This is a genomic window from Lepagella muris (genome assembly GCF_004793975.1).
Taxonomy (GTDB): domain Bacteria; phylum Bacteroidota; class Bacteroidia; order Bacteroidales; family Muribaculaceae; genus Lepagella; species Lepagella muris.
This window is the reverse complement of sequence record NZ_SRYB01000018.1, coordinates 59,445-82,369: the sequence shown is the minus strand read 5'-3', so window position 1 is coordinate 82,369 and position 22,925 is coordinate 59,445. Positions and strand designations below refer to the sequence as shown.

Sequence of the window (22,925 nt, the reverse complement as noted above, 5' to 3'; positions counted from 1 at the left end):
CAGTCTCATCTTGCGGCGACAGTGACATCTCCAGACTTCAACCCGGCAGATTTCGCCGTCACCTTTATATCGCCCCTCTTACCCGTGTTCTGCACAATAAGCAAAGCCTTTCCGTTGAATGCCTTGCGCTTATCTGACTTGAACGGTTCGAGCGACACGGGGCTACCGTTGTCGACGCCCACATTCTTTCCGGCTCCCTCTACAGAAAACTCAATCTCGTTATCTGCAACGGGACAGACATTACCTTTATTGTCTACAATCTCCGCCGTGATGTAGCAAAGATCCTCACCGTCGGCATTTATCTCGCTGCGGTCTGCTGTCAGTCTCACGGCATACGGTTCGGATGCAGTACGCACCACGTCGCGCTTCACCTCGCGCCCGGACTTTCGGCTCACTGCCTCCAGCTCTCCCGGCACGAACGGCACTCGCCAGCTGACGTGGTAGCTACCCTCCTCCGGACGTTTCGCGCCAAGCGACTCCCCATTGAGATAGAGTTCCACCTCATCGGCATTGTTGAAATATGCCCACACATCGATCTCCTGACCCTCTTTCCAGTTCCAATGCGGGAAGAGATGGAGCACGTCGAGATCCGGACGCCAGCGGCTCTGATACATATAATATGAATCCTTCGGGAATCCGGCAAGATCCACTATGCCGAAATAGGAGCTTCTTGCAGGCCATCCGTAAGGGGTCGGCTCGCCGAGATAGTCGAAGCCTGTCCATACGAACTGACCCATGATGAAATCATTATCCTCCACATGGCGCATTGTCCCCTCATGGGTGTTACCCCACGGCACGTGGCAATTGTCGTATGATGAGCAGGCAAACGATTCGTCGTAGAAAGGCTTGTCCCAGCGTTCAGGCCATACGTACATGCTGTCGGAGGGCATACGGTAGTAACCTCGCGTCTGGAGTGCCGACACGCTCTCCGTGATGATAAACGGCTTGCCCGGGAAATTCTTGGGCACATCCTTAAACCAGTCGTCATGATAATTGAAGCCTATTATGTCAAGTGCGCCCGAACGGAAGAGATGATTCCCGGGAGCCGGCTCATTACATCCCGCAGTCACGGGGCGGGTGGGGTCAAGCTCTCGCGTCATGTCGGCAAGTTTCTTCGTCAGGAGCGAATTGACCGACATCGGGGCTTCCTTATCGGCAAGCATATCCTTCCCATGACCGAAATTCAGTATGAGATTCGCTTCGGCAAGCGAAAGGGTATCAGCCTGCGCGTCGCTCCACTGCTCAAGCACCTCATTTCCGATGCTCCACATTATTATGGAGGGATGATTGCGGTCGCGCACCACAAGATCAGTCAGATCGCGTTCGTGCCACTCCGGGAAATAGCGTGCATAGTCGTGCGACGTCTTTTTCTTACGCCACATGTCAAACGTCTCATCCATCACCATCATACCCATCGAATCGCAAAGTTCAAGGAGTTCGGGAGCCGGAGGATTGTGGGATGAACGCACCGCATTCGCCCCCATCTCCTTCAGTATCCTCAGCTGGCGTGCGATTGCGGCACGGTTGACCACCGCACCGAGTGCCCCCGCATCATGATGCAGGCAGACGCCATTGATCTTCAGCCTCTCACCATTGAGTGAAAAACCTTTCTCTGCGTCAAACTCAAGGCTGCGGAATCCGGTCTTTGTCTCATAGCAGTCAACTGTCACGCCATCCACGTTCACCTCGCTCACCACAGTGTAAAGATAAGGCGTCTTCACCGACCATAACGACGGGGAAACCACGTCAAGAGGCTGCACCACCTCCACCTTGCATTTCGGGGATAGTTCAACAGGCGACGCAACCGAAGCCACGACCTTCCCGTCGGCATCGACCACACTTGTGGTGAGTTCTGCCTTTACATCCTTATCACCCGTATTCTCCACATTCGTAAGCACCGTCAGCCGGGCATTATCCGGAGTGACGCTATCCTGACGCACAAACGTACCCCATTGTGCCACATGAACAGGGTCAAGTGCCCGAAGCCACACATGACGGTAGATTCCGCATCCGCTGTACCATCTTGAATTCGGCTGCTCGGCATTGTCCACCCTTACGGCTATCACATTCTCTCCCGGCTTCAACCACGGAGTGAGATCATAGCTGAACGAGGCATAACCATACGGACGCGTGCCGAGGTCATGACCGTTGATATAGACCGTGGCATTCATGTATGCCCCGTCGAAATCCACGTATATACATTTCCCCTTCATTGAGGCGGGGAGAGTGAACGTCTTGCGATACCACCCCACTCCGCCGGGGAGTGCGCCACCACCGGTGCCCGACGGGTTATCCTCACTGAAACTACCCTCTATCGCCCAATCATGCGGGAGGTCGAGGTCACGCCATGAAGAGTCGTCAAAATCGGGTGAGGAAAAACTTGTGGAGTCGCCAGGCTGGGTGGATAAGGTGAATTTCCACCCCTTGTCGAACGACACCGATCTGCTGTCAGCCCCGGTGCGGGAACATCCCCCGCACCAGAGCAGACACAGGCAAATCAAAATGAGACCTGATAATATATTTCTCATAACCTGATCTCGGTCTTTGAACCTGAATACTTAACTTCTTTACCTTTTACATCGCGTGAATATCCTACCGGAGTCTCAGGCGACACTTTCACCACGTTGAAGGTGCGCTCCTTCAGCATTCCGGGGAACTCACCCTTGCGGTCACCGATAGTAAGCGTCTGCGTTGCATTGTCGAATGAGAACGGAATCATGCTGTAGCTGCCCTTCTCATAGTTATAGTTGACGTTCTCATCCTCATATAGAGTGAACTCTCCGTTCTCCCCTGTGTAGACATAGAGATTGATCACGTCTGCCGCTTTCTCATCAGCATACTGCATTGCCGGACCGAACGGCACAATCGCGCCGGAACGCACATAGAGCGGCATACGCCCGTAGGGTGCCGGAGCCACCTTTGTCTCTCCGCCGGCTGAGACCTCTTTACCTGTATAGAAATCATACCAAAGGGAACCTTTCGGGAAATAGACCTCACGGTCGCGAGCCCCATACTCATACACCGGTGCCACAAGAAACGCATTACCAAACATATATTGGTCGCCAATGCCGCGTGTGGCAAGGTCTGACGTGAAGTCCATCACCATCGGACGCATCACCGTGTAGTCATTGAAGTGGGTCATACCCGCCATTGAATATATGTAGGGCATCATGTCGTAGCGAAGATTCGTGTAATACACCACCGACTCGTAGGCAGGATGATTCTCCGGCGCGATATTGAATATCTCGCGGTAGGGCCACTGTCCGTGCGCACGGAAGAGCGGAGAGAATGCACCAAACTGATACCAGCGGGTGTTGAGCTCACGCCATTCCTTGAGGTCGGCATTCTCCTTCCCTGTCTGATAGAACTCCTGCTGACCCTTCACGTAGCGGTCTTCCACGCAGAATCCGCCTATGTCCATTGTCCACCAGGGCACGCCGCTCATCGAGAAGTTAAGACCGGCAGATATCTGAGCCTTCATATCCTCCCAACGTGTGGCGATGTCGCCGCTCCACGTAGCCGTGGAATAACGCTGCTGTCCGGCAAATCCGGAACGGGTCAAAAGGAACACTCGCTTGTCGGGATCCACGCCACGCTGACCGTTGTAGATGGCATCGGCATTCATCAGCGCGTAGGCATTGAAATATTTTGTAGAGGGTCCCAACGCTGTCGGGGTGATAAGATCCTTGCGATACTGGATATCGGTGCAGTCGCGGATATTCGGTTCGGAAGCATCCATCCACCATGCGTCGATTCCGAGAGGCATGTAGTGGTCGTTGATCTGATTCCAGAAGAGTTTGCGGGCATCCGCATCGTATGCGTCATAGAATGAGCTGAGATAGCCGGGACCAACCCAGTCGCGTATGCTGTCCTGAACGGGGAGCTTATACATCCAGCCATTCTTGTCAAATTCCTTATAATGCTCTGTGGTCACGTAGAACTTGGGCCATACCGAGATCATCACCCTTGCATTCATGTCGTGGATAGTGTCAACCATCCCCTTGGGGTCGGGGAAACGTGCGCGGTCAAACTCATGGCTTCCCCATGAATCCTCCTTCCAGTGAAGCCAGTCGATGACGATATTGTCGATAGGTATGCCGCGTTTGCGGAACTCTGCAAGCGTAGAGAGTACCTCCTGCTGGGTGTTGTATTTCTCACGGCTCTGCCAATAGCCCATCGCCCATTTCGGCATCACAGGAGCCTTACCGGTCAGTGTGCGGTAGCCGGAGATGACGTCATCCATGTCGTCGCCATAGATGAAATAATAGTCAATGCCGTTCTGCATCTCACCCCACCAGCTCATGTTCATCTGCTCCTTCGGATCGCGTGGGTCATACACGCGAAGTCCGCAGTAAGCCACAGATCCGTTAGGTTCCCACTCTATCTTGATGGGCACCCGTTTACCCCCCTCAAGATTCACAGAGAATTTATAGCTGTTGGGATTCCATGCCGTGCGCCAACGCTCCGGCACCACCTCCTTATTGTCGACATACACTTTCTGATAGCCGGAATAATAGAGTATGAACTTATATTCACCGCTCTTCTCCGCCTCTATTGCGCCCTCGTAGGTGACATGGCTACCGGCGAAATTGAAATTCTGCGGAAGATTGACCACGTGGGCAAGATCCCCTCTCTTCAGATGCTCGAAATAGATGGAATCCTCACGCTGCACGAGTGTGGTCTCCGACGGGTTTGCCGGAACGTAAGTGCCTGTCAAGGCACCCTCCTTACCATCCTTGTCAAACAGCTTGAATACTCCGCCGAGCTGCTTGTAGCCGTCGGGATTACCCCAGCGGCAAAGTGAGTAGCTGTCCCAAAGTATGCCATAGTTATCGGTAGAGACCACGAATGGCACCGACACCTTCGTGTTGTACTGGAACAGTTCCTCGTTCTTACCTTTATAGTTGAATTCATCGCTCTGATGCTGTCCGAGTCCGTAGATGCCCTCCTCTTCGGAAAGCGACTCAAATTCCTGACGCACCGTGTAGCCTTTCGTACCCTCCACCTCTATCGGGGAGAACTCTCTGCCACCGTCAGCTTCCGACACCACCAGACGACCCGAAAGATCGTAGAATTTCACATCGCCCGTGGCTAATGAGACGGTGGCACGCACCGCAGAAGTCACCAACGAGACTGTGCTGTCGGTCTCCTCGACCTCAAACTTTGTGGAACTCTCCGGTTTTAACACCACGAGGCTCTCATCTTCGGCAAATTTACTGTCGGGGGTTGCCGAGACACGTATGATTTTGTCGCCCCACACCTGAAGACGCACTTTCCGCACGTCGTTCTCATTCTGCCGGTCAAGATTGACGGTTATCCCCATGCTGTCCTTCTCAATCTTTGAAGAACCACACGAAGCAACTATTGCTGACGCAAGCAGTGCACATGTAAAGAAGGGTAATCTCATAATTATTAGGTAATGGTTAATTTCAAGGTTTGCATATCCGCTTTCCAACGCCGATACCGCACATTATATATCATGCGATTATTGCGCGGCGGGAGGGAGCGGCAACTACAATATCGTATATGCAAAATTACCCATAACTACGCAATCACAACATCATCATACGTGTTTTAAAGGGTGCAGTTAGGATGAGTGAGGGGCATGAATTGTTAAATTAGACGGTATAATTTGTTTCCGACCCCTCTTTATCCTGGTAAACGGAGGGTAAAATGCCAAATTCCTCCTTGAAATACTTGCTGAACATCTTCGGGCTGTTGAATCCCGTGCGGTAGGCTATTTCCGACACGTTGAGCTGGCTCTCCCTCAAAAGCTGGGCGGCACGTTTCAGGCGGATAACACGTATGAACTCTATCGGTGTCTTACCCGTGATCTGCTTTATCTTCTTATACAGGCGCACCCTGCTCATGCCAAGCACCTCGCTCAATTCCTCCACGGAAAGCTCCGAACTGTCGATATTATCCGACACATATTTGACCGCCTTTTCTATAAACTGCTCATCAAGCGGCGTTATCTTTATCGCCTCCGGCTCCGGATCCACAAGACTGCGACGCGCACCCTTGGCAGTCAGTTCCACAAGTCGTTTCATGCGAAGTTTCAACACATTGAAGTTAAACGGCTTTGTAATATAGTCGTCGGCACCCAACGTCAATCCTTCAAGTTTTACGCCCAGATCATGCTTGGCGGTCAGTATTATAATCGGTATCGCCACAGTCGCCTTATTCCCCTTCAGACGGCGGCACAACTCTATGCCGTCCATGCCGGGCATCATCAAGTCGGTCAATATTATGGCAGGCGTTACGTTTTCTATCACCTTCAACGCCTCATTGCCGTCGGAAGCGGTTATCACCTCGAAATCATCCTCCAATTCAAATTTAAGCATCTCGGTCATGTCCGGGTTATCATCAACCACGAGTGCCAACGGACGGGAATCCACGGCATTACCCTCTCCGCTGCTTCCCTCCACACTATTGGCATCCGCTGCTTCCGCAACATTCTCCGGCCTCACTGACACATTTTCCTGACGAACCGGCTTCGGCTCACGGCATACATCACCCTTCGACTTCCGATCGATATGACGTATCGGTATGTCGATGATGAAGACGCTTCCATGATCCACATTGTCGGTGACGCGCACCGTTCCATCATGCAGCTTGACGTACTCATAAACCATGCTAAGTCCGATACCGCTACCCATGTGAGGATGCGACTCACCATCATCATCCACCTGATAGAACCGTTCGAAAATATGCTCCTTGTCCTTATCCTTTATCCCCACGCCCGTATCGGCTATCTTTATGCGCAGCACAGGATTCTCCTCACCCACCTGCTCCAGAGAGACATCTACACGTCCGCCTGCCGGAGTGAATTTGAAGGCGTTACCAAGCATATTCATGAATATCTTCTCTAATTTATCTTCATCAAACATAAGGCAGATGCTCTCCCTGTCGGAATAGAACGTAAGGTTGATGTTCTTGCGCTCGGAAAGGTTTACAAAGGAATTACAAACGTTCTGGCTGAATGCCACCACATCCCCCTCCGTCGGGTTGAGCTGCAATCCCGCCACCTCATTCTTGCGGAAGTCAAGAAGCTGGTTGACAAGCGTCAGCAGACGCATCGCGTTGGAACGCATCAGAGTGAGCCGGCGGGTCTGCCGCTCGTCGGTAGATTCCTTTATCATCTCCTCTAAAGGCGACACTATCAGCGACAACGGCGTGCGCAGATCATGACTGACATTGGTGAAGAATTTGAATTTCAACTGGTTTATCTCCTCCTGCTTGCGCATAGCCTCCTCGTGCATGTCGCGTTCAAACTTGCGGCGTTCCATCTCACTGACAATCTTCACAATACCCCATATCGCCACCATACCCAACAGGATGTAAATCACTATTGCACAGGTAGTCGTCCAGAACGGAGGATAAACCCGTATGAACAACTCTCCCGGCTCCTCGCTCTCATATCCGTCGCCATTGACAGCCCTCACAAGAAGACGATACTTACCCGGCGAAAGATTGGTGTAAGTCACGTGGTTAACACCCGGCGCACAGAAGGTCCATTCATCATTATACCCCTCAAGACGATACTCATACATGGTTTTCTCCGGCAGAGCATAATCATCGGTGGAGAAATATATTGAAAATTCCTTGGGATTATGCGAAAACTCTATCTCCGCACCATCGGCAAGACCGTTTTTCATCACCACTCGCCCATCAACCTCCTCTCCGGGACGTACAAGCCGACTTCCCATATATAGGTCGGTGAACACCACTCGCGGATGAATCATGTTGAATTTCATCTCCGAAGGGGAGAAACGGTTCAATCCGTACAATCCGCCTACAACAATCTCCCCGTCGGGAAGCTTGCCAAACGAACGCTGGTTGAAATCACATTCCATAAGTCCGTCACGGTTGTCGTAGGCATGGGTGACAACGTTGAGATTACCGGTCTTCTCATCATAACCCACCTTTATATTTATAAGCATCGCTCCCTCGCTCACCCACATTGAACCGCCGTTATCCTGCGTGATGCCAAGCACATAGCGTTGTTTTCCGTCATCGTTAAGTTTGATTTCCTGCACCTTGCCATGAACCCTGTCTATCACCTTCAATCCATTGGAAGTGCCCACCCAAAGCAATCCCCTTGAATCCTCATAAATCTGCGACACTTTCCAGCGATAGGTATCTATTCCCGGAAACAGGTCTCTGAATCTCTTCAACTTGCCACTCTTGGGGTCATACACGCTTATGCCGTATGACGTGCCTATATAGACCCTTTTGTCGCGTGACAACACCACCGACATTACATAATTCGACAGAAGTTCCGTAGTTCCGTTTTTATAACTCACCACTTCCCCCGTCGAAGGGTCATACATAAACAGTCCGCCTCCGAGTGTGCCGCACCATAGCCTACCATCCGAATCAAACTCAGATGCCCAGACATAACTGTCGTCCAATGCTGACGAAGTGGTTATCTTCCTGAAATTCTTCCCATCGTATAGCCGCAATCCTTTTGAGAATGAACCGATATATAAATTACTGTTGCCATCGGGGGTAAGGCTTGTTATCGCAGGCTCTGACTCACCGAACGACGGGTCGGACAATCTACGGCGTGCCCCGGTCTTTGTGTCCCATATCCATAAGCCGGAACTGTCGGTTCCCACCCACATATCGTTGCCGGATGCCGGCGTCACGCAATTTACGTCGGGAAACTCCTCAAGTGTGAATTTCCTGACGCTCTCGTTATGCGACAGCAATCCCCTCTTATACGTGCCCATCCATATCGTTCCGGCGGAATCCTCCATAAAGCACGTGATGGTATTATTCCTTGTAGCCATTCCCGGAGGATCTGCCGGCACGAAATGAAGCCCTTCATCAGTTGTCAGGATTCTCTCAAGCCCGTGATGATCCCGTGCAATCCACAACCGTCCCGACGAGTCCTGAAATATCTTTTTCATTATCCCTATTTTGCCGTGGTTAGGGATACGGTCGTTGAGCCATTTACCGTTTCTCCTGTCATAGACATAAAGCAATTCCATCTGATAGATCCACACGCGATCATCCCCATCCACATACATCTCATAAAGATGGTTACCATTCATTATAGGGTCAGGAGCAACAGTGGAGACTACCTTCATCCCTTCAATATCCATAAACAGGAGTGCTCCTCTCTTATCCACTGCCGTCAATTCACCATCCTTAATAACCATATCAGTTATTTCGGCAAAGGTGGATGGAATCCCTTTCACTTTCTCAACTTTATCATCCACACATCTTATCCGATACAACCCCTTACCCGACAAAGCCAACCATATATCGCCATTTGCATCAGTGGTGAGATTTGATATGAAACCCTCCAGACCGAATTTCTGCACTATGCTTTCCGAGTCCGGAATGTCAAGTCTGTCCATGACCGGATCATATACCCCGTATCTATCGCTGCTATGAAGCCACAACTTACCCCGGCAATCCTCATGGATGTTAAGGATATGATCGTTGAGTATCGTGGTGGAATCCGTGATCCCTCCATTCACCTGCTTGACATTGTAACCGTCATAACGGCATAATCCAGATGATGTACCGAACCACAACATTCCACCACTATGCTTATGAAGCGCGGTGATAAGATTGTTGTATGACCCGGGCATCGCATCAAGATGACGAAGTTCAAGATGAGAATCAGACGAATAGCAGGATATTCTTGCGAAAAGAATCACCAGAAGTGAAAGTATAATTGTTTTACGTGGCATAAAAGTGTTTTAAGGAGTATTTTAAGGATTGTTTTACAAAATAAACTAATATTAAGCAATTATCCAAAAAATATAATATCACCACATCTTTAATATTCCACATAAATATTTAATAAACAATATTTTATATCTAACAATGTAACATTTTGATATATCTTTGTTAACATTTAAGACCCTCCCGAAACGATTTTAATACCTAAAGGTAAAACCATAAGCCCCACTTACCGGATTTCTGTTTGTAATTTTGCACTCGTCAAAACGATGCTGCCAGATGCATCAATGGATTTGGCAGACAAATCGGTTCTACCCGGAGTTCAACAATGATTTTTCGGGTTCCCAACTTAACCTAACCAAAATCTAAACTATAACCTATATATTTACCTGTTAAACCTAAAATCAATGGAAAGAAACTTTATTTACCATTGCAAGTCACGAGCCATCCGGCTTCTGTCTGTAGTTCTCTGTCTTTTGGCGGGAATGGGGATAGCAAGTGCGGAGGTTATCACCGTAAAGGGAAATGTGACTTCTGCCTCTGACGGCGAACCTCTAATCGGTGCAACCGTCCAAGTGAAAGGCACAACTACCGGAACATCTACCGACATCGACGGCAACTACTCAATCAATGCCGAGAAAGGGGCAACCCTCACTTTCTCATACGTCGGTATGAAAACGCAGAGCATCAAGGTATCTTCCTCCTCTCTCGATGTTGCCCTTCTGGAGGACGACAGCGTGCTTGACGAACTTGTGGTTGTCGGCTATGGCGTACAGAAAAAGAAACTCGTCACCGGCGCAACCTCTCAGATTGAAGGTGCGGAAATCGCAAAGATGAACACCACCTCACCCCTTCAGGCTATGCAGGGACAGATGGCGGGCGTAAATATCGCCTCCGAATCAGGTCAGCCCGGTTCGGGTATGAAAGTGACCATCCGCGGTCTCGGCACAATAGGCAACGGATCCCCTCTTTATCTTATAGATGGCGTAGGTGGCGACATTTCCACTCTTAACCCCGCAGATATCGAGAGCATCGACGTGCTGAAGGATGCCGCATCAGCTGCGATATATGGTGCGCAGGCTGCCAATGGCGTTGTCCTTATCACTACCAAACAGGGTCGTGAAGGTAAGGCAAAAGTCACTTTCGACGGTTATTTCGGATGGCAGACTGCTCCAAGAAAAATGCAGATGCTCAACTCACGTGAATACATGACAATCATGGATGAGCAGCAGGTGAACAGCGGTCTCGCCCCTTACGACTGGGCTTCCATGAAAAGCATATATCATAATGATGCACAAGGCAACCCGGTGCTTAATGATACAGACTGGATCGACACCATGTTTAAGGATAATGCCAAGACACAGAGCTACACCATAGGAATCACCGGAGGTAGCAAGGCATCCACTTATGCAATGTCGCTCGGATATCTGAATCAGGAGGGCATAGTGGGCGGCAAGGATGCCAGCAACTATTCTCGCTATAACTTCCGTATCAACTCCGACCATAAGCTCTTCGGCGACATCATAACCATAGGCGAGCAGGCAAGCTTCGTTTATGTAAAGTCCACAGGAGTCTCTGTCGGCAACCAGTATAGCAACACACTGCGTGGTGCTTTCGGCTCATCCCCTCTTGCGCCTGTATATAATGCGGATGGTGAGTTCAACTCCACAATGAACTCCGACTGGTATAAGGGCGACGGCAACCCATACGGGGCAATGATGATAGGCGACAATATCTCTAAGAACGCTACATTCTCTGCAAATGCATACGCCCAGATAGAACCGATCAAGAACCTTCGTTTACGCACAGTATTCGGCGTAGTGTACGGAGCTTCCGAATGGCGTCGGTTTGAGCCAATATATCAGTTTACTGACACTGACACATCTCACAGCTATACAAAAGTAGACCAGAACAAGAACAACAGCCTGGGAATGACATGGACCAATACACTATCCTACGACTGGAATATAAAGGATCATGAGTTTAATGCCCTCTTAGGTATGGAATCCTACAGATATGAGGGTTCTTATCTCGGTGCATCCCAAGGGCATCTGAAAGAGGGATTCGACAACTGGGATCATGCATGGATAAGCAACGGCACCGCAGCAAGCACCGCTGACGGACTGACTGCTTCCGGATATCCTCACGATGAAGCACGATCCGTATCCTACTTCGGTCGTCTCGGTTGGAACTGGCAGGAGAAATATATGATTAACGCAACCGTACGTTGCGACGGGTCTTCTCGATTTGCAAGCGGACACAGATTCGGATGGTTCCCGTCAGTATCTGCCGGTTGGAATATCTCAAATGAGAGCTTTATGGAATCTGCCGCCGGTTGGCTCAATTTCCTCAAACTACGTGTCAGCTGGGGTCGTGTCGGCAATCAGAACATCGAAAACTATCAGTATCTGTCGCCTATCAAGAATCAGTATGCCAATTATTTCTTTGGGCAATACCTCGGTCCTAACGGTGTATATAACGGAGAATATAACCAAACATGGTCAAACAACTGGGGAGCATATCCCTCACGCCTCGGCAATCTCGACATAACATGGGAAACCTCAGAGCAGACCAACGTCGGATTCGATGCCCGTTTCCTCGGAAGCCGACTCTCCGCCACATTTGATTTCTACATCAAGACCAACAAGGACTGGCTCGTAGTAGCACCTATCCTCGCGACTGCCGGAACGGATGCACCTTTCATCAACGGTGGAAACGTGAAAAATACAGGTGTTGAGCTTTCTCTCAACTGGAATGACGTCATCGGAAACGATTTCTCCTACTCTGTCGGAGTAAACGGATCATACAACAAAAACAAGGTTGGCGCAATACCTAATGAAGATGGTATTATCCACGGCGAGACTAATCAGCTATATAATAATACACCTGAATTTTATCGTGCACAAGACGGAATGCCTATCGGATATTTCTGGGGATTCAAGACTGCCGGTATATTCCAGAATGAAGCGGAAATTGAAGAGTGGAGACAAGCCGGCAACGGAATCCTTCAGGAGAATGTGAAACCCGGAGATGTAAGATTTGTCGATATCAACCATGATGGATTTATAAATGACAATGACAAGACCAATCTCGGCAACGGTATGCCTAAGTTTACGTATGGATTCAACATCAATCTATATTACAAGAACTTTGATTTCGGACTCGTGGCTACCGGTGCTGCCGGATTCGATATCGTGCAAAGTTATCGCGGATGGGACAATCAGAAAGCCAACTATACTACACGTATACTTGACCGCTGGACCGGTGAAGGCACATCCAACACCATACCTCGCGTCACAAACACCAACATCAACTGGCAATTCAGCGACCTATTCATCCAGAAGGGAGATTACCTGCGCCTGTCTAACCTAACGATCGGTTATAACTTCGCCCCTATCATTAATCAAAGCTGGTGCTCGCAGTGCCGCCTTTACTTCCAGGTGCAGAACCTTGCCACATTCACGAAATATGATGGCATGGATCCTGAAATTGGCTACGGCACTCAAGCATGGGTATCAGGTGTGGACCTCGGATACTATCCACGTCCCCGCACCTTTATTGTAGGAGTGAATCTCGGATTCTAAGAAGGATGTCATACATACAGGATAATCTCCGTAAAACAATTGCAGAAACAGGCATCTATAAAAACAGCCTTAGTAATCTCTAAACAATATCAAAAATGAATAATTTCAAAATCAATATATTTTCACTTGGAATTGCTGCTCTCGCCACTGCAGCAATGACTACAGGATGCTCCAACAGCTTCCTTGATGTCGAGTCAAAAGTGGATTCCAATACTCAGAACTTCTATAAGTCAGAGGCGGATGCATGGCGTGCTCTTATCGGATGTTATAACGGATGGCGTCAGACCTCCAGCTACGGTGGCATCAGCTTCTATATCGCATCCACCATAATGTCTGACGAGACCTATAGCGGCACCGGCAACAGCGATGGAAAAAACTATATGGTCATTGACCGTTTTGACACCGGAATGTCGCCTGCCGACCAACAGATTTATTCCACCGACTGGGCAATATACTACAAGGGGGTGTATCGATGCAATGAGCTCATCACCCGCGCCGATGGGATAAACTGGAATGAGAACTCCTCCAAACGCGGACTATACATAGGTGAGGCTCGTGCCCTTCGTGCTTTATTATATTTCGATATGGTGAGACTTTGGGGAAACATACCCCTCTTCCTTGAACCCGTCAATGAAAACCGCGAACAGGCTGATCCGGCGGAAGTATACGCCAATATATTTGAAGACCTCAAATATGCGATCGCCAATATTCCTGACGATGCCAATCTCGGTGTGGACAATTTCGGACGTGTCTCAAAATATGCCGCCGAAGCGGTTGCAGCAAGAGCCTATCTGTTCTATACCGGATATTACGGGAAAGAGCCTGGCTTCACCGACGCTGAGGGAAAAACAATCGGCACATTCTCCAAATCGGACGCACTCGCTGCCGTAGAAGACGTGATCTCAAGCGGACAATATGAACTCCTGGAGAATTATAAGGATTTCTGGCCGGCATCCTCACTCGTGGCAAATACCGATGCTCCCGGTTGGAACAATACTTTGTCAACCTATGCAGGCGATGCCAACAAAGAGGCTGTCCTAAGCATGAACTTCACTCCAATGGCTTCCTATGCAACAGATGCATCCGCCGACGGCAACAGATGGCAGGTGATGATCGGCATGCGTAGCCCGCTGAGCGTGCTGCCTTATTACTGCGGATGGGGCGCGTGCACCGTCAACACCCCCTTCATGAATAATATATATGAGGCAAATGACCAGCGTCTGAAAGCCGGCGTGATTGATATTGTCGGCGAAGGAGTGAACTCCAGCAGCAATTTCAGTCCGTCATATTCTGATTGGCGCGAATATACGGGATACTCAATAAAGAAATATTCACCTATTGCTTTCTTGCAGTATCAGGGTGACGAGCTTGTCATAAAAAATGCTAATATGTCGACAGGAGCTGGCGATATGCAGATCAACAACTGCCAGCCATACAATATTGTACGCTATTCCGATGTTCTACTTATGGCAGCCGAACTCGGATCGCCAAATGCCGACAACTACATGCACATGGTGCGCAGTCGTGCCGGGCTACCCGACATTGCTGTCAACCAGGAGAACATCATGAAGGAACGTGCCCGCGAACTCGCCTTTGAGGGAATACGATATTGGGACCTTCTGCGTCAAGGTGTCGAAGTGATGGCGGATGCTGTCGTCGCAACTGCCGGTCCGGTACACAATGGCGGCACTCCTGCCAACGTGGAATACAATCGTGCAAAGATTGTGGCGACAAAAGGTCTGTCGCAGATTCCTAACGACCAGATCGTGCTCTCCAACGGCGTGCTCAAGCAGAACGAAGGTTGGAAATAACCATAACTTTACATATTTTTTAACTCTCTCAATTTCATTAAACCAACAACAATGAAATCATTATTCAAACAATCAATTGCCGGAATGGCAGTCCTCTCATTAGTGGCTGCTTGTTCGCCCGACGACCATACCCTATCGGCTCCGGCGCTTTCTCCGGAAGATCTCGTGGAGGGAATAGCATTCTCCATCACCCACGATTCGTCTAACCCGAATATCGTGCATCTCACCAGCCTGCTCCCCGACAGCTACCAGATTGCCTGGATGACGCCTCAAGGACGCTCGCTCGGTAAGGAAAGAACACTCAAGATTGCTTTTGATGGCGAATATGAAGTGCAGATGGGTGTCAGCACACGTGGCGGATACGTATGGAGCAACCCCACTTCATTCTCTATCAACGACTTCTGCGCCGACTTCGTTTCCGGAGAATTATGGGAGTATCTTGCAGGGGGTGCCGGGGGTTCTAAGACCTGGGTGCCCGACAACGGCAACTATGGCATGAAGCAAGGATTCTATTCATGCTTTGACCCCTCTGCCGTACACGCTGACATGCTGCTCAAAGATGGCACGATCGGCAACTGGTATGCCGATGGCAAGACTTGGTGGGAACCCGCCAATGGCGACGTGGGCATTACAGAGGATGACCTGAAGGGGGAAATGACATTCTCTCTTGCAGGTAATGCCGGATATAGCGTCACCTTTACAAATGGAATCTCGCCTGACCAACAAACAGGTATCTTCAATTTCGACCCCGACAATATGACAATGTCACTCGATGGCGCTGAGATATTCCATGCTCTTTGGGCTGACGACAAGTCGGAAGACTGGAGCAAGGATCTTCAGGTGCTCGTGCTTACAGAGAACCAGCTCATGATTGCCAACTACCGTAGCGAAGCCCTGTCCGGTGAAGATCGTTGCATCTACTGCTGGAACTTCGTCTCTAAGGAATATGCCGACAGCTACGTGCCGGGCGACGTGCCTGATCCGGAGCCTGTCCTGCCCGACGGATGGAAAGACGACATCTCACAGACTGTCATAACTTCCGTGAAATGGGTGCTCTCCGACCAGAACCCGCTCGACTGGTGCCAGCTTGACGGCACTCTGATGAACGGCTGGAACTCCCCCGCTGATTATCCCGACTGGCTCGGCACTCCCGACACATCTGTCTATGGCGACTTCTCAATGACTCTCGACAGCAAGGATAATTCCGCAGTATTCGCATATCCTGACGGAACCTCTGTCAGCACAACTTACGAACTTGATGATAAGGGTATATACACGTTTGCCGACAATGTGCCTGCTACATCCGTAATCGGCTGGGCTTCATTTGAACTGGATGCCAACAACGGTCTGCGTATAATGCGTATAGAGAAGGATCCATTCGGCGACGTCTCCGGAATGTGGCTCGGTAAACGCGATCCTGAAAAACCGGAATATCTTGCCTACCACTTCGTGCCGACTGCCGGAAGCAACGGCGGTGAAACCAACAAGGGTTATGTCGCAACTCTCAACTTCAATAATACCAGTGATTGGACAATGGTCACCGGTCCGCAGGTGATCGTTAAGGATGAAGGCACCTACACCGCAAGCATTGACGTGACTTGGACAGCAGGCGACCCGATGCTCTGGCTTGACGTGAATCCGTTGTTGAAAGATCATCCAAACGCAGATGTCATCCTCAAGGATATCAAGATTGATGGCTCATCCATAAGCTTTGACGACAGCGCAGTGTCGCGTTGCATCGGAGATGATCCGACAATCTATCGCCGCTACATCTGCAATCCGTGGGGTCTCGCCTCATGTTTCCCATCATTCGACGTGTTCCATCCGCAATCAAATGCCGAAGTGACATTCGAAGTAGTATATGACACCGGAGCCTCTACAATAGAATAATAAAACAATTCTTGATAAAGGGGAGGGTTAAGGCTCTCCCCTTTTCTACAAGACAACCTAATGACTCTCTAATGATGAAGAAAATCTTTTATCTATTCTCTTTACTTACCATTTTTTGCGGTCTCGCCTCTTGCAGCGACAGCAAGGATGATCCGGCACCGGGCATAACCGGCGAGTTTACATGCAACACCGAATCCCTCTCATTCCCGATGCAGGGGGGCGACAATCTTATTACCGTTCTTGCATCCGTAAAACCGGAAGTGACCCTCTCCGACCAATGGCTCTCGGTAGCCAATACGGAAGTGACAGGCACAAATAAAAATATCTATAAAATCACAATTTCTGCCACTGCGAATCCTGACGGCAACGAACGTACCGCCACAGCCACTGTAAAAGCCGGCTCCAACTCAAAGGAGATCAAAATCACACAGTCTCAGAAACCGATGGTTGATCTTGATGCTGCATCTGTAGCTGAAGCGGAGAAACCGTTCCCTGCCGACGGAGGCAACGGCACTCTTAAAATCACGTATAATCTTGAATATAAAGTAGAGGCTTCCTCGGCATGGATCACAATTGACCAAACAAGAGCATTACAGGAGGGTACTATCGCCTTCACCGTGGCTCCCAACAATACGTCGTCTGAACGCAAAGCCTCAATAATCGTATCCCCTGTAGGTGCGTCCGATCTGAATCCTGCCACTGTGACCATTACGCAGGAAGCCGGTAATGCGCAGGATCCAACCGGGATGAATGCCCGTCAGATTGCCGCCGACATACGCGCAGGATGGAACATCGGTAATACGCTCGAAGCATATTCCAATGGCAAACCGTCGGAAACAGCATGGGGCAACCCGAAAGTGACCGAGAAATTTGTATTGGGTCTGAAAGCCGCAGGATTCAACGCAATACGTATCCCCTGCGCTTGGGACGGCTACATAATCGATCAGGAGAATTATACTGTTGATCCCGCTTGGTTCGACCGTGTGAATGAGGTGGTGGGTTACTGCGTCAACAATGATATGTATGCAATAATCAATATCCATTGGGATGGCGGTTGGCTTGAAGAGAATGTCAATGAGGAGAGTAAGGATAAGGTGCTTCCAAAGCAGAAGGCTCTCTGGACCCAGATTGCAAACCGTCTCGGCGGATATAACGAGCGTCTTCTCTTTGCCGGCACTAATGAGCCTTATCAGAGTAAACAGGGCGACTTCACTGCCTCCAACATGAGTGTGCTCCTTGAGTACGAACAGGCATTTATCGATGCAGTCCGTGCCACAGGCGGCAATAATCTGAACCGCACTCTTATCGTACAGGGTCCTGCCACTAATATCGACCTGACAAACTCTCTCATGACAACAATGCCTACCGACGTGGTGGAAGACCGTCTGATGGCTGAGATCCATTTCTACGATCCATGGAATTTCTGCGGAATGGATAAGGATGAGAGCTGGGGAAGAATGGCGTTTTTCTGGGGCGAACAGAACTTTATTCCGGGTTCGGACCGCAATTCCACCTGGGGTGATGAGAACTATATGAAGGCTCAATTTGACAAGATGAAGACACAGTTTGTCGACAAAGGGATTCCGGTGGTTATCGGTGAATATGGCGCGATCGTAAATCCGAAAGGTCTGACCGGAAAAGAGAAAGAGGCAAATCTTGCATCAAGAGCTTATTTCGACAAATGTGTGTCGCAGTTCGGCAAAGAGCGTGGACTCATCCCCTTCCTTTGGGATACGGGTGAACTCATCGACCGCAATACAGGTGAGGTGAAAGTGCCTGAAATCATCAATGCGATTATGGAAGGCTCCGATGCCGCCCAATACCCCTACTGAGACACCATCTCTTAACCTTACTACTAACCAAAAGGGTGTGCCGTCAGCGCGACAGCACACCCTTTCGTCATTCAATTATCCTTGATTCATCAAAAGATATGGCATTATCTCATCTTTTTGGCATTTTAAGCCCTGTGGAATTGCGTATTCAGATGATACGTATTATTTTTGTGGAGAAGTTTTGACAACTTCTCTAATCGTAAAAAATTTTTACGAGTTTTATTATTCAATACATAACCTTGTATTCATGAAAAAATTTATTTTACCCGTAATTTTTCTCGCTGCCTCGGTCAACACATCGTTTGCCAACGACCTGACGCTGAAATTCGACCGTCAGGCGGATTTCTTTGAGGAATCTTTCGTAATTGGCAACGGAACCCAAGGTGCGATAATATACGGCAATCCATCCCGTGAACGAATCTCTCTGAACGACATCACATTCTGGACCGGCGAACCTGAGAAGGGCGTATACTCTCCCGGTGCATACAAAGCTATTCCGGGCATACGTGAAGCCCTTGCAAAAGGCGACTTCGCAAAAGCGGAACAGCTACAGAAAGAGGTGCAGGGACACTACACGCAGAACTATCAGCCTATCGGAAACCTTTTCATCGATTTCGCCGACAAGTCAGCACTTACCACCTACAACCGTACTCTTGACCTGAAAACCGCCAAGGCTAACGTGACATACTCAAAAGGTGGAAATGAAATAACCACCGAGTATTTCGCATCGGCTCCCGACAGCCTGATAGCCGTCAGGATAAAGGCTGAACGACCGATCGACCTGTCACTCTATTTCGACTCTCCGGTGGAATATAATGCCACCTCCAACGGCTCGCGCATTTCTGCCGACGGACATGCCGCCTACACCTCTATGCCATCTTACGTCAACGGCAACCTCCATAATAATTTAAAATATTACCCCAACCGAGGCATATCTTTCCGCACAAACATATCGGCATACTCACCCAACGGCTCAATCACACCTACTCCCGACGGGAAATTAGACGTGAAGGGCACTACTGACCTTACCATTTACGTAACAATGGCAACCAATTTCGCCGGAGTGTCGGTAAATCCGTCAGAAAGTGGCATCGACTATAAGGGGAATGCCAACAGATTAGCTGATAAAGCTCTCCGGAAAGGATGGGATGCAATATCTGCCGATCAGTATGCCGATTATTCCAAATTCTTCTCCCGGGCATCGATAGATCTCGGTGATTCCTCCGATGAGCTGAACGCTATGCCTACCGACATACGTCTGAAGAATTATTGCGATAACAATGCCGTAGATCCCGACCTGGAGGAACTCTATTTCCAATACGGACGCTATCTTCTTATTAGTTGCTCCCGCACTCCGGGTGTACCGGCAAATCTTCAGGGATTATGGAATGAATACCTTCTGCCGCCGTGGAGTTCAAACTACACGACAAACATCAACTTAGAGGAGAATTATTGGCCTGCGGAAGTAACCAATCTGAGTGAACTGCATCTCCCGATGCTGTCATTCATAAAGCAGCTCCCCACTACCGGACGCGAGACGGCAAAGGAATATTATGGCGTGGATCGCGGATGGTGTCTCGGACATAACTCCGATATATGGGGTATGACAAACCCCGTGGGTCTTCACGGCGGCGATCCCTCATGGGCAAACTGGAATATGGGTGGCGCGTGGGTAGCCTCCCATATCTGGGAACACTATCTCTTCACCAAAGACCGTGATTTCCTGAAGGAGTATTATCCGGTGCTGAAAGGTGCCGCCGAGTTCTGTATTGATTGGATGACGGAAGACAACAATGGCAAACTGATAACTTCCCCCTCCACATCTCCTGAAAATAAATTCATGGCTCCCGATGGGAATGCGTATGCCACAAGCAACGGCAACTATGCCGACATCGCCATGATTCGCCAATGTATCTCTGACGCACGTGATGCAGCACGCGAACTATCGACAGATGCTGACTTCATCAAAGAGGCGGACTCAACTTTGGCTAATATCCGACCTTACGAGGTGGGGGCTAACGGTCAGTTGATGGAATGGACAACGGATTTCCCGGAACAGGATCCGCAACACCGTCATCAGAGCCATCTTTACGGTCTTTACCCCGGACATCACATCTCTGTAGCCGGCACCCCTGACCTCGCAAAGGCTGCCGCAAGATCGCTGGAGATAAAGGGTGAGAACACCACAGGATGGAGCACCGGATGGAGAGTGAACCTCCTTGCACGTCTTGCCGAACCGGAGAAGGCTTATTCCATGTATCGTCGTCTCCTCAAATACGTCAGCCCCGACAACTATCAGGGTCCCGACAAACGACACGGTGGCGGCACGTATCCCAATCTTCTTGATGCACATGCACCTTTCCAGATTGACGGAAACTTCGGCGGCACTGCCGGAGTGGCTGAGATGCTTATCCAATCCACTCCCGACATGATCACGCTCCTCCCTACCCTCCCGAAGGAATGGAAGACCGGCAGTTTCAATGGTCTGCGTGCACGTGGGGTCTTCTCTCTCGACACGAAATGGGAAAACGGAAAGGTGAAGCAATTCACAATATCTTCCGAAAAGGGTGGAAAGACCACGGTGAAGGCGAACGGTAAGAAAATAAAGGTATCTCTCAAACCGGGTGAGTCAAAGACTATCCGGCCTTGACAAGACTCGTCAACTCCTCTTCAAGATGCATGGCTATGTCGGCATTCTCTTTTATGAAATGGTAGAGTTCCCCGACATCCTCCGGTACATGGTCAGAGGAGATGTTTCCAAAAGAGTCAACGGCTGAAAACATCTGCCAGTTGGCAACAAATGCAAAACAGTTATCAAGCAATCCCGACCATAAGGTGAGGTCAACCCTCGCTTCAAGGGAATCAAGACAAAGGCTCGTGTGGGAGGCACTTTTCATAAGTCGCTCCACCGCGGGTCTTTTCGACATATCAAAAGAGAGTCCGGTGGGCAACGCCATATCTTTCATGTCGTCTAATGAGAATTGCGGATTATAGTCAGGAGTGTCACCCTGCCGTTTTGACAACGGTGTGGTCACGGCATAGCAATATGCAAGGAAAGTCTTTATATTCCTCATGACACCGGGGATACTCTTCATAAGTTTCTCCTTCTCCACGGCATAATGCACCCTACGCTGCTTTTCAAGTTCCGCCTCCACATCTATCTCCGATTTCATCGACCCGACAGCGTTCAGAAAGAAGCCAAGCGTCAGCATTCCGCACATCACCTCTACGGCTGTGACAGTCTGAGCCAACCCATGTGCCGGTGTATAATCACCGAATCCAAGCGTCGTTATGGTCACGATGCTGTAGTAAAGCCATGCCCCATAATCCCTGTCGGCTCCATCCGGCGCACGAAACTGACAATCCGGAAGCTGTGAATAGAAGTATGCAAATATCGGTATCAACGACACGTAGAGGGCTATCCACACTATCGGACGTATATTGGATATAATATGAAAAAAATGTCTTAGTCTTACTGATAAGGCATGTAATGTTTTTTGTAACGAGACTGACATAATATAATAGCGTTTTTATGATTCTCCCATCATAAAAACGCTATTTCCTTATCGTAAGTTTTGGTTAGCCCCAATCTTATTTCTTTTTCTGAATCTGCTCATTCATGCGTTCGATGGCTTCAACAGCAGAATAAGTGTTGCGTGGCTTCTTATCGAAACCTATTGCCACCTTTGTCTCACCCTTCTCAAAATTCAACACGTAGTCTGCGCTGTCAGGAACGATGGTGACGGGAAGACCTTTAACATCGACCGAACGGTAGATACCGCTGTCGCCTTGCTCAAACGGTTTGCCGAGGATTACCTTATAGTCTATCTTCGTGCGGTTGCCATTCTCATACACATAAAATGCCGACTGCTCGGGGCTGATGGTGAAGATCACACGACCGTCAAACTTACCCTTGCGGGCGTTCGGTCCTTGAATATCATAGCGGGTTGCATCATATATACCGCTTTCTACTGGTTGTGAAGCTGAAAATGCCTCTTCATTCACGACTGCGGAATCTGCATTGCTATCCTTCGTTGTTCCTCCACAGGATACAAAAAGCAGCAATGCTGCAAAAAAACTGAAAACTGATGTCTTTTTCATTATTGCTA

General features: G+C 49.4%; 10 protein-coding genes. 5 read left to right on the top strand and 5 right to left on the bottom strand.

All coding sequences use genetic code 11. The features are described 5' to 3' along the window. Positions 1-5: 5 nt before the first annotated feature. The 3 genes from E5331_RS12415 to E5331_RS12405 form a co-directional block, all read right to left on the bottom strand. The gene (locus E5331_RS12415; protein WP_135985170.1) at positions 6-2,528 is read right to left on the bottom strand and encodes a glycoside hydrolase family 2 TIM barrel-domain containing protein; all 2,523 of its coding nucleotides are present in this window, start codon (positions 2,526-2,528) and stop codon (positions 6-8) included. After that, positions 2,525-5,407, bottom strand: a complete 2,883-nt coding sequence (locus tag E5331_RS12410) for a TIM-barrel domain-containing protein (protein WP_123482358.1) — start codon at positions 5,405-5,407, stop codon at positions 2,525-2,527. The genes E5331_RS12415 and E5331_RS12410 overlap by 4 nt, the downstream gene beginning before the upstream one ends. A 211-nt stretch (positions 5,408-5,618) precedes the next feature. After that, entirely contained in the window at positions 5,619-9,707 is a 4,089-nt protein-coding gene (locus E5331_RS12405) for a hybrid sensor histidine kinase/response regulator transcription factor (protein ID WP_135985172.1), read from the bottom strand. Between the two features lie 399 nt (positions 9,708-10,106). On the opposite strand from E5331_RS12405, the gene E5331_RS12400 reads away from it, so the two are divergent. From E5331_RS12400 to E5331_RS12380, 5 genes are all read left to right on the top strand, one after another. Next, a complete protein-coding gene (locus tag E5331_RS12400; RefSeq protein WP_123482360.1) occupies positions 10,107-13,283 on the top strand; it encodes a SusC/RagA family TonB-linked outer membrane protein in 3,177 nt (1,058 codons plus the stop codon). A gap of 95 nt (positions 13,284-13,378) precedes the next feature. Then, entirely contained in the window at positions 13,379-15,094 is a 1,716-nt protein-coding gene (locus tag E5331_RS12395; RefSeq protein ID WP_123482361.1) for a RagB/SusD family nutrient uptake outer membrane protein, read from the top strand. A gap of 51 nt (positions 15,095-15,145) precedes the next feature. Then, positions 15,146-16,984: a hypothetical protein gene (locus E5331_RS12390; protein WP_123482362.1), complete on the top strand. Its 1,839-nt coding sequence runs from the start codon at positions 15,146-15,148 to the stop codon at positions 16,982-16,984. A 71-nt stretch (positions 16,985-17,055) separates the two neighbouring features. Further along, entirely contained in the window at positions 17,056-18,816 is a 1,761-nt protein-coding gene (locus tag E5331_RS12385; RefSeq protein WP_123482363.1) for a cellulase family glycosylhydrolase, read from the top strand. A 247-nt stretch (positions 18,817-19,063) separates the two neighbouring features. Next, positions 19,064-21,466, top strand: a complete 2,403-nt coding sequence (locus tag E5331_RS12380) for a glycoside hydrolase family 95 protein (protein ID WP_135985174.1) — start codon at positions 19,064-19,066, stop codon at positions 21,464-21,466. Here the strand turns inward: E5331_RS12380 and E5331_RS12375 are convergent. Further along, on the bottom strand, positions 21,453-22,331 hold the full coding sequence (locus E5331_RS12375; protein WP_123482365.1) for a potassium channel family protein: 879 nt from the start codon (positions 22,329-22,331) through the stop codon (positions 21,453-21,455). The genes E5331_RS12380 and E5331_RS12375 overlap by 14 nt on opposite strands. A 76-nt stretch (positions 22,332-22,407) precedes the next feature. Beyond that, the gene (locus E5331_RS12370) at positions 22,408-22,917 is read right to left on the bottom strand and encodes a hypothetical protein (RefSeq protein ID WP_123482366.1); all 510 of its coding nucleotides are present in this window, start codon (positions 22,915-22,917) and stop codon (positions 22,408-22,410) included. Positions 22,918-22,925 lie beyond the last annotated feature (8 nt).

Bases quoted from the DNA above. Each gene is read 5' to 3' on its own strand.
- E5331_RS12415 (WP_135985170.1), bottom strand. From the start codon at position 2,528: ATGAGAAATATATTATCAGGTCTCATTTTGATTTGCCTGTGTCTGCTC.
- E5331_RS12410 (WP_123482358.1), bottom strand. From the start codon at position 5,407: ATGAGATTACCCTTCTTTACATGTGCACTGCTTGCGTCAGCAATAGTT.
- E5331_RS12405 (WP_135985172.1), bottom strand. From the start codon at position 9,707: ATGCCACGTAAAACAATTATACTTTCACTTCTGGTGATTCTTTTCGCA.
- E5331_RS12400 (WP_123482360.1), top strand. From the start codon at position 10,107: ATGGAAAGAAACTTTATTTACCATTGCAAGTCACGAGCCATCCGGCTT.
- E5331_RS12395 (WP_123482361.1), top strand. From the start codon at position 13,379: ATGAATAATTTCAAAATCAATATATTTTCACTTGGAATTGCTGCTCTC.
- E5331_RS12390 (WP_123482362.1), top strand. From the start codon at position 15,146: ATGAAATCATTATTCAAACAATCAATTGCCGGAATGGCAGTCCTCTCA.
- E5331_RS12385 (WP_123482363.1), top strand. From the start codon at position 17,056: ATGATGAAGAAAATCTTTTATCTATTCTCTTTACTTACCATTTTTTGC.
- E5331_RS12380 (WP_135985174.1), top strand. From the start codon at position 19,064: ATGAAAAAATTTATTTTACCCGTAATTTTTCTCGCTGCCTCGGTCAAC.
- E5331_RS12375 (WP_123482365.1), bottom strand. From the start codon at position 22,331: ATGTCAGTCTCGTTACAAAAAACATTACATGCCTTATCAGTAAGACTA.
- E5331_RS12370 (WP_123482366.1), bottom strand. From the start codon at position 22,917: ATGAAAAAGACATCAGTTTTCAGTTTTTTTGCAGCATTGCTGCTTTTT.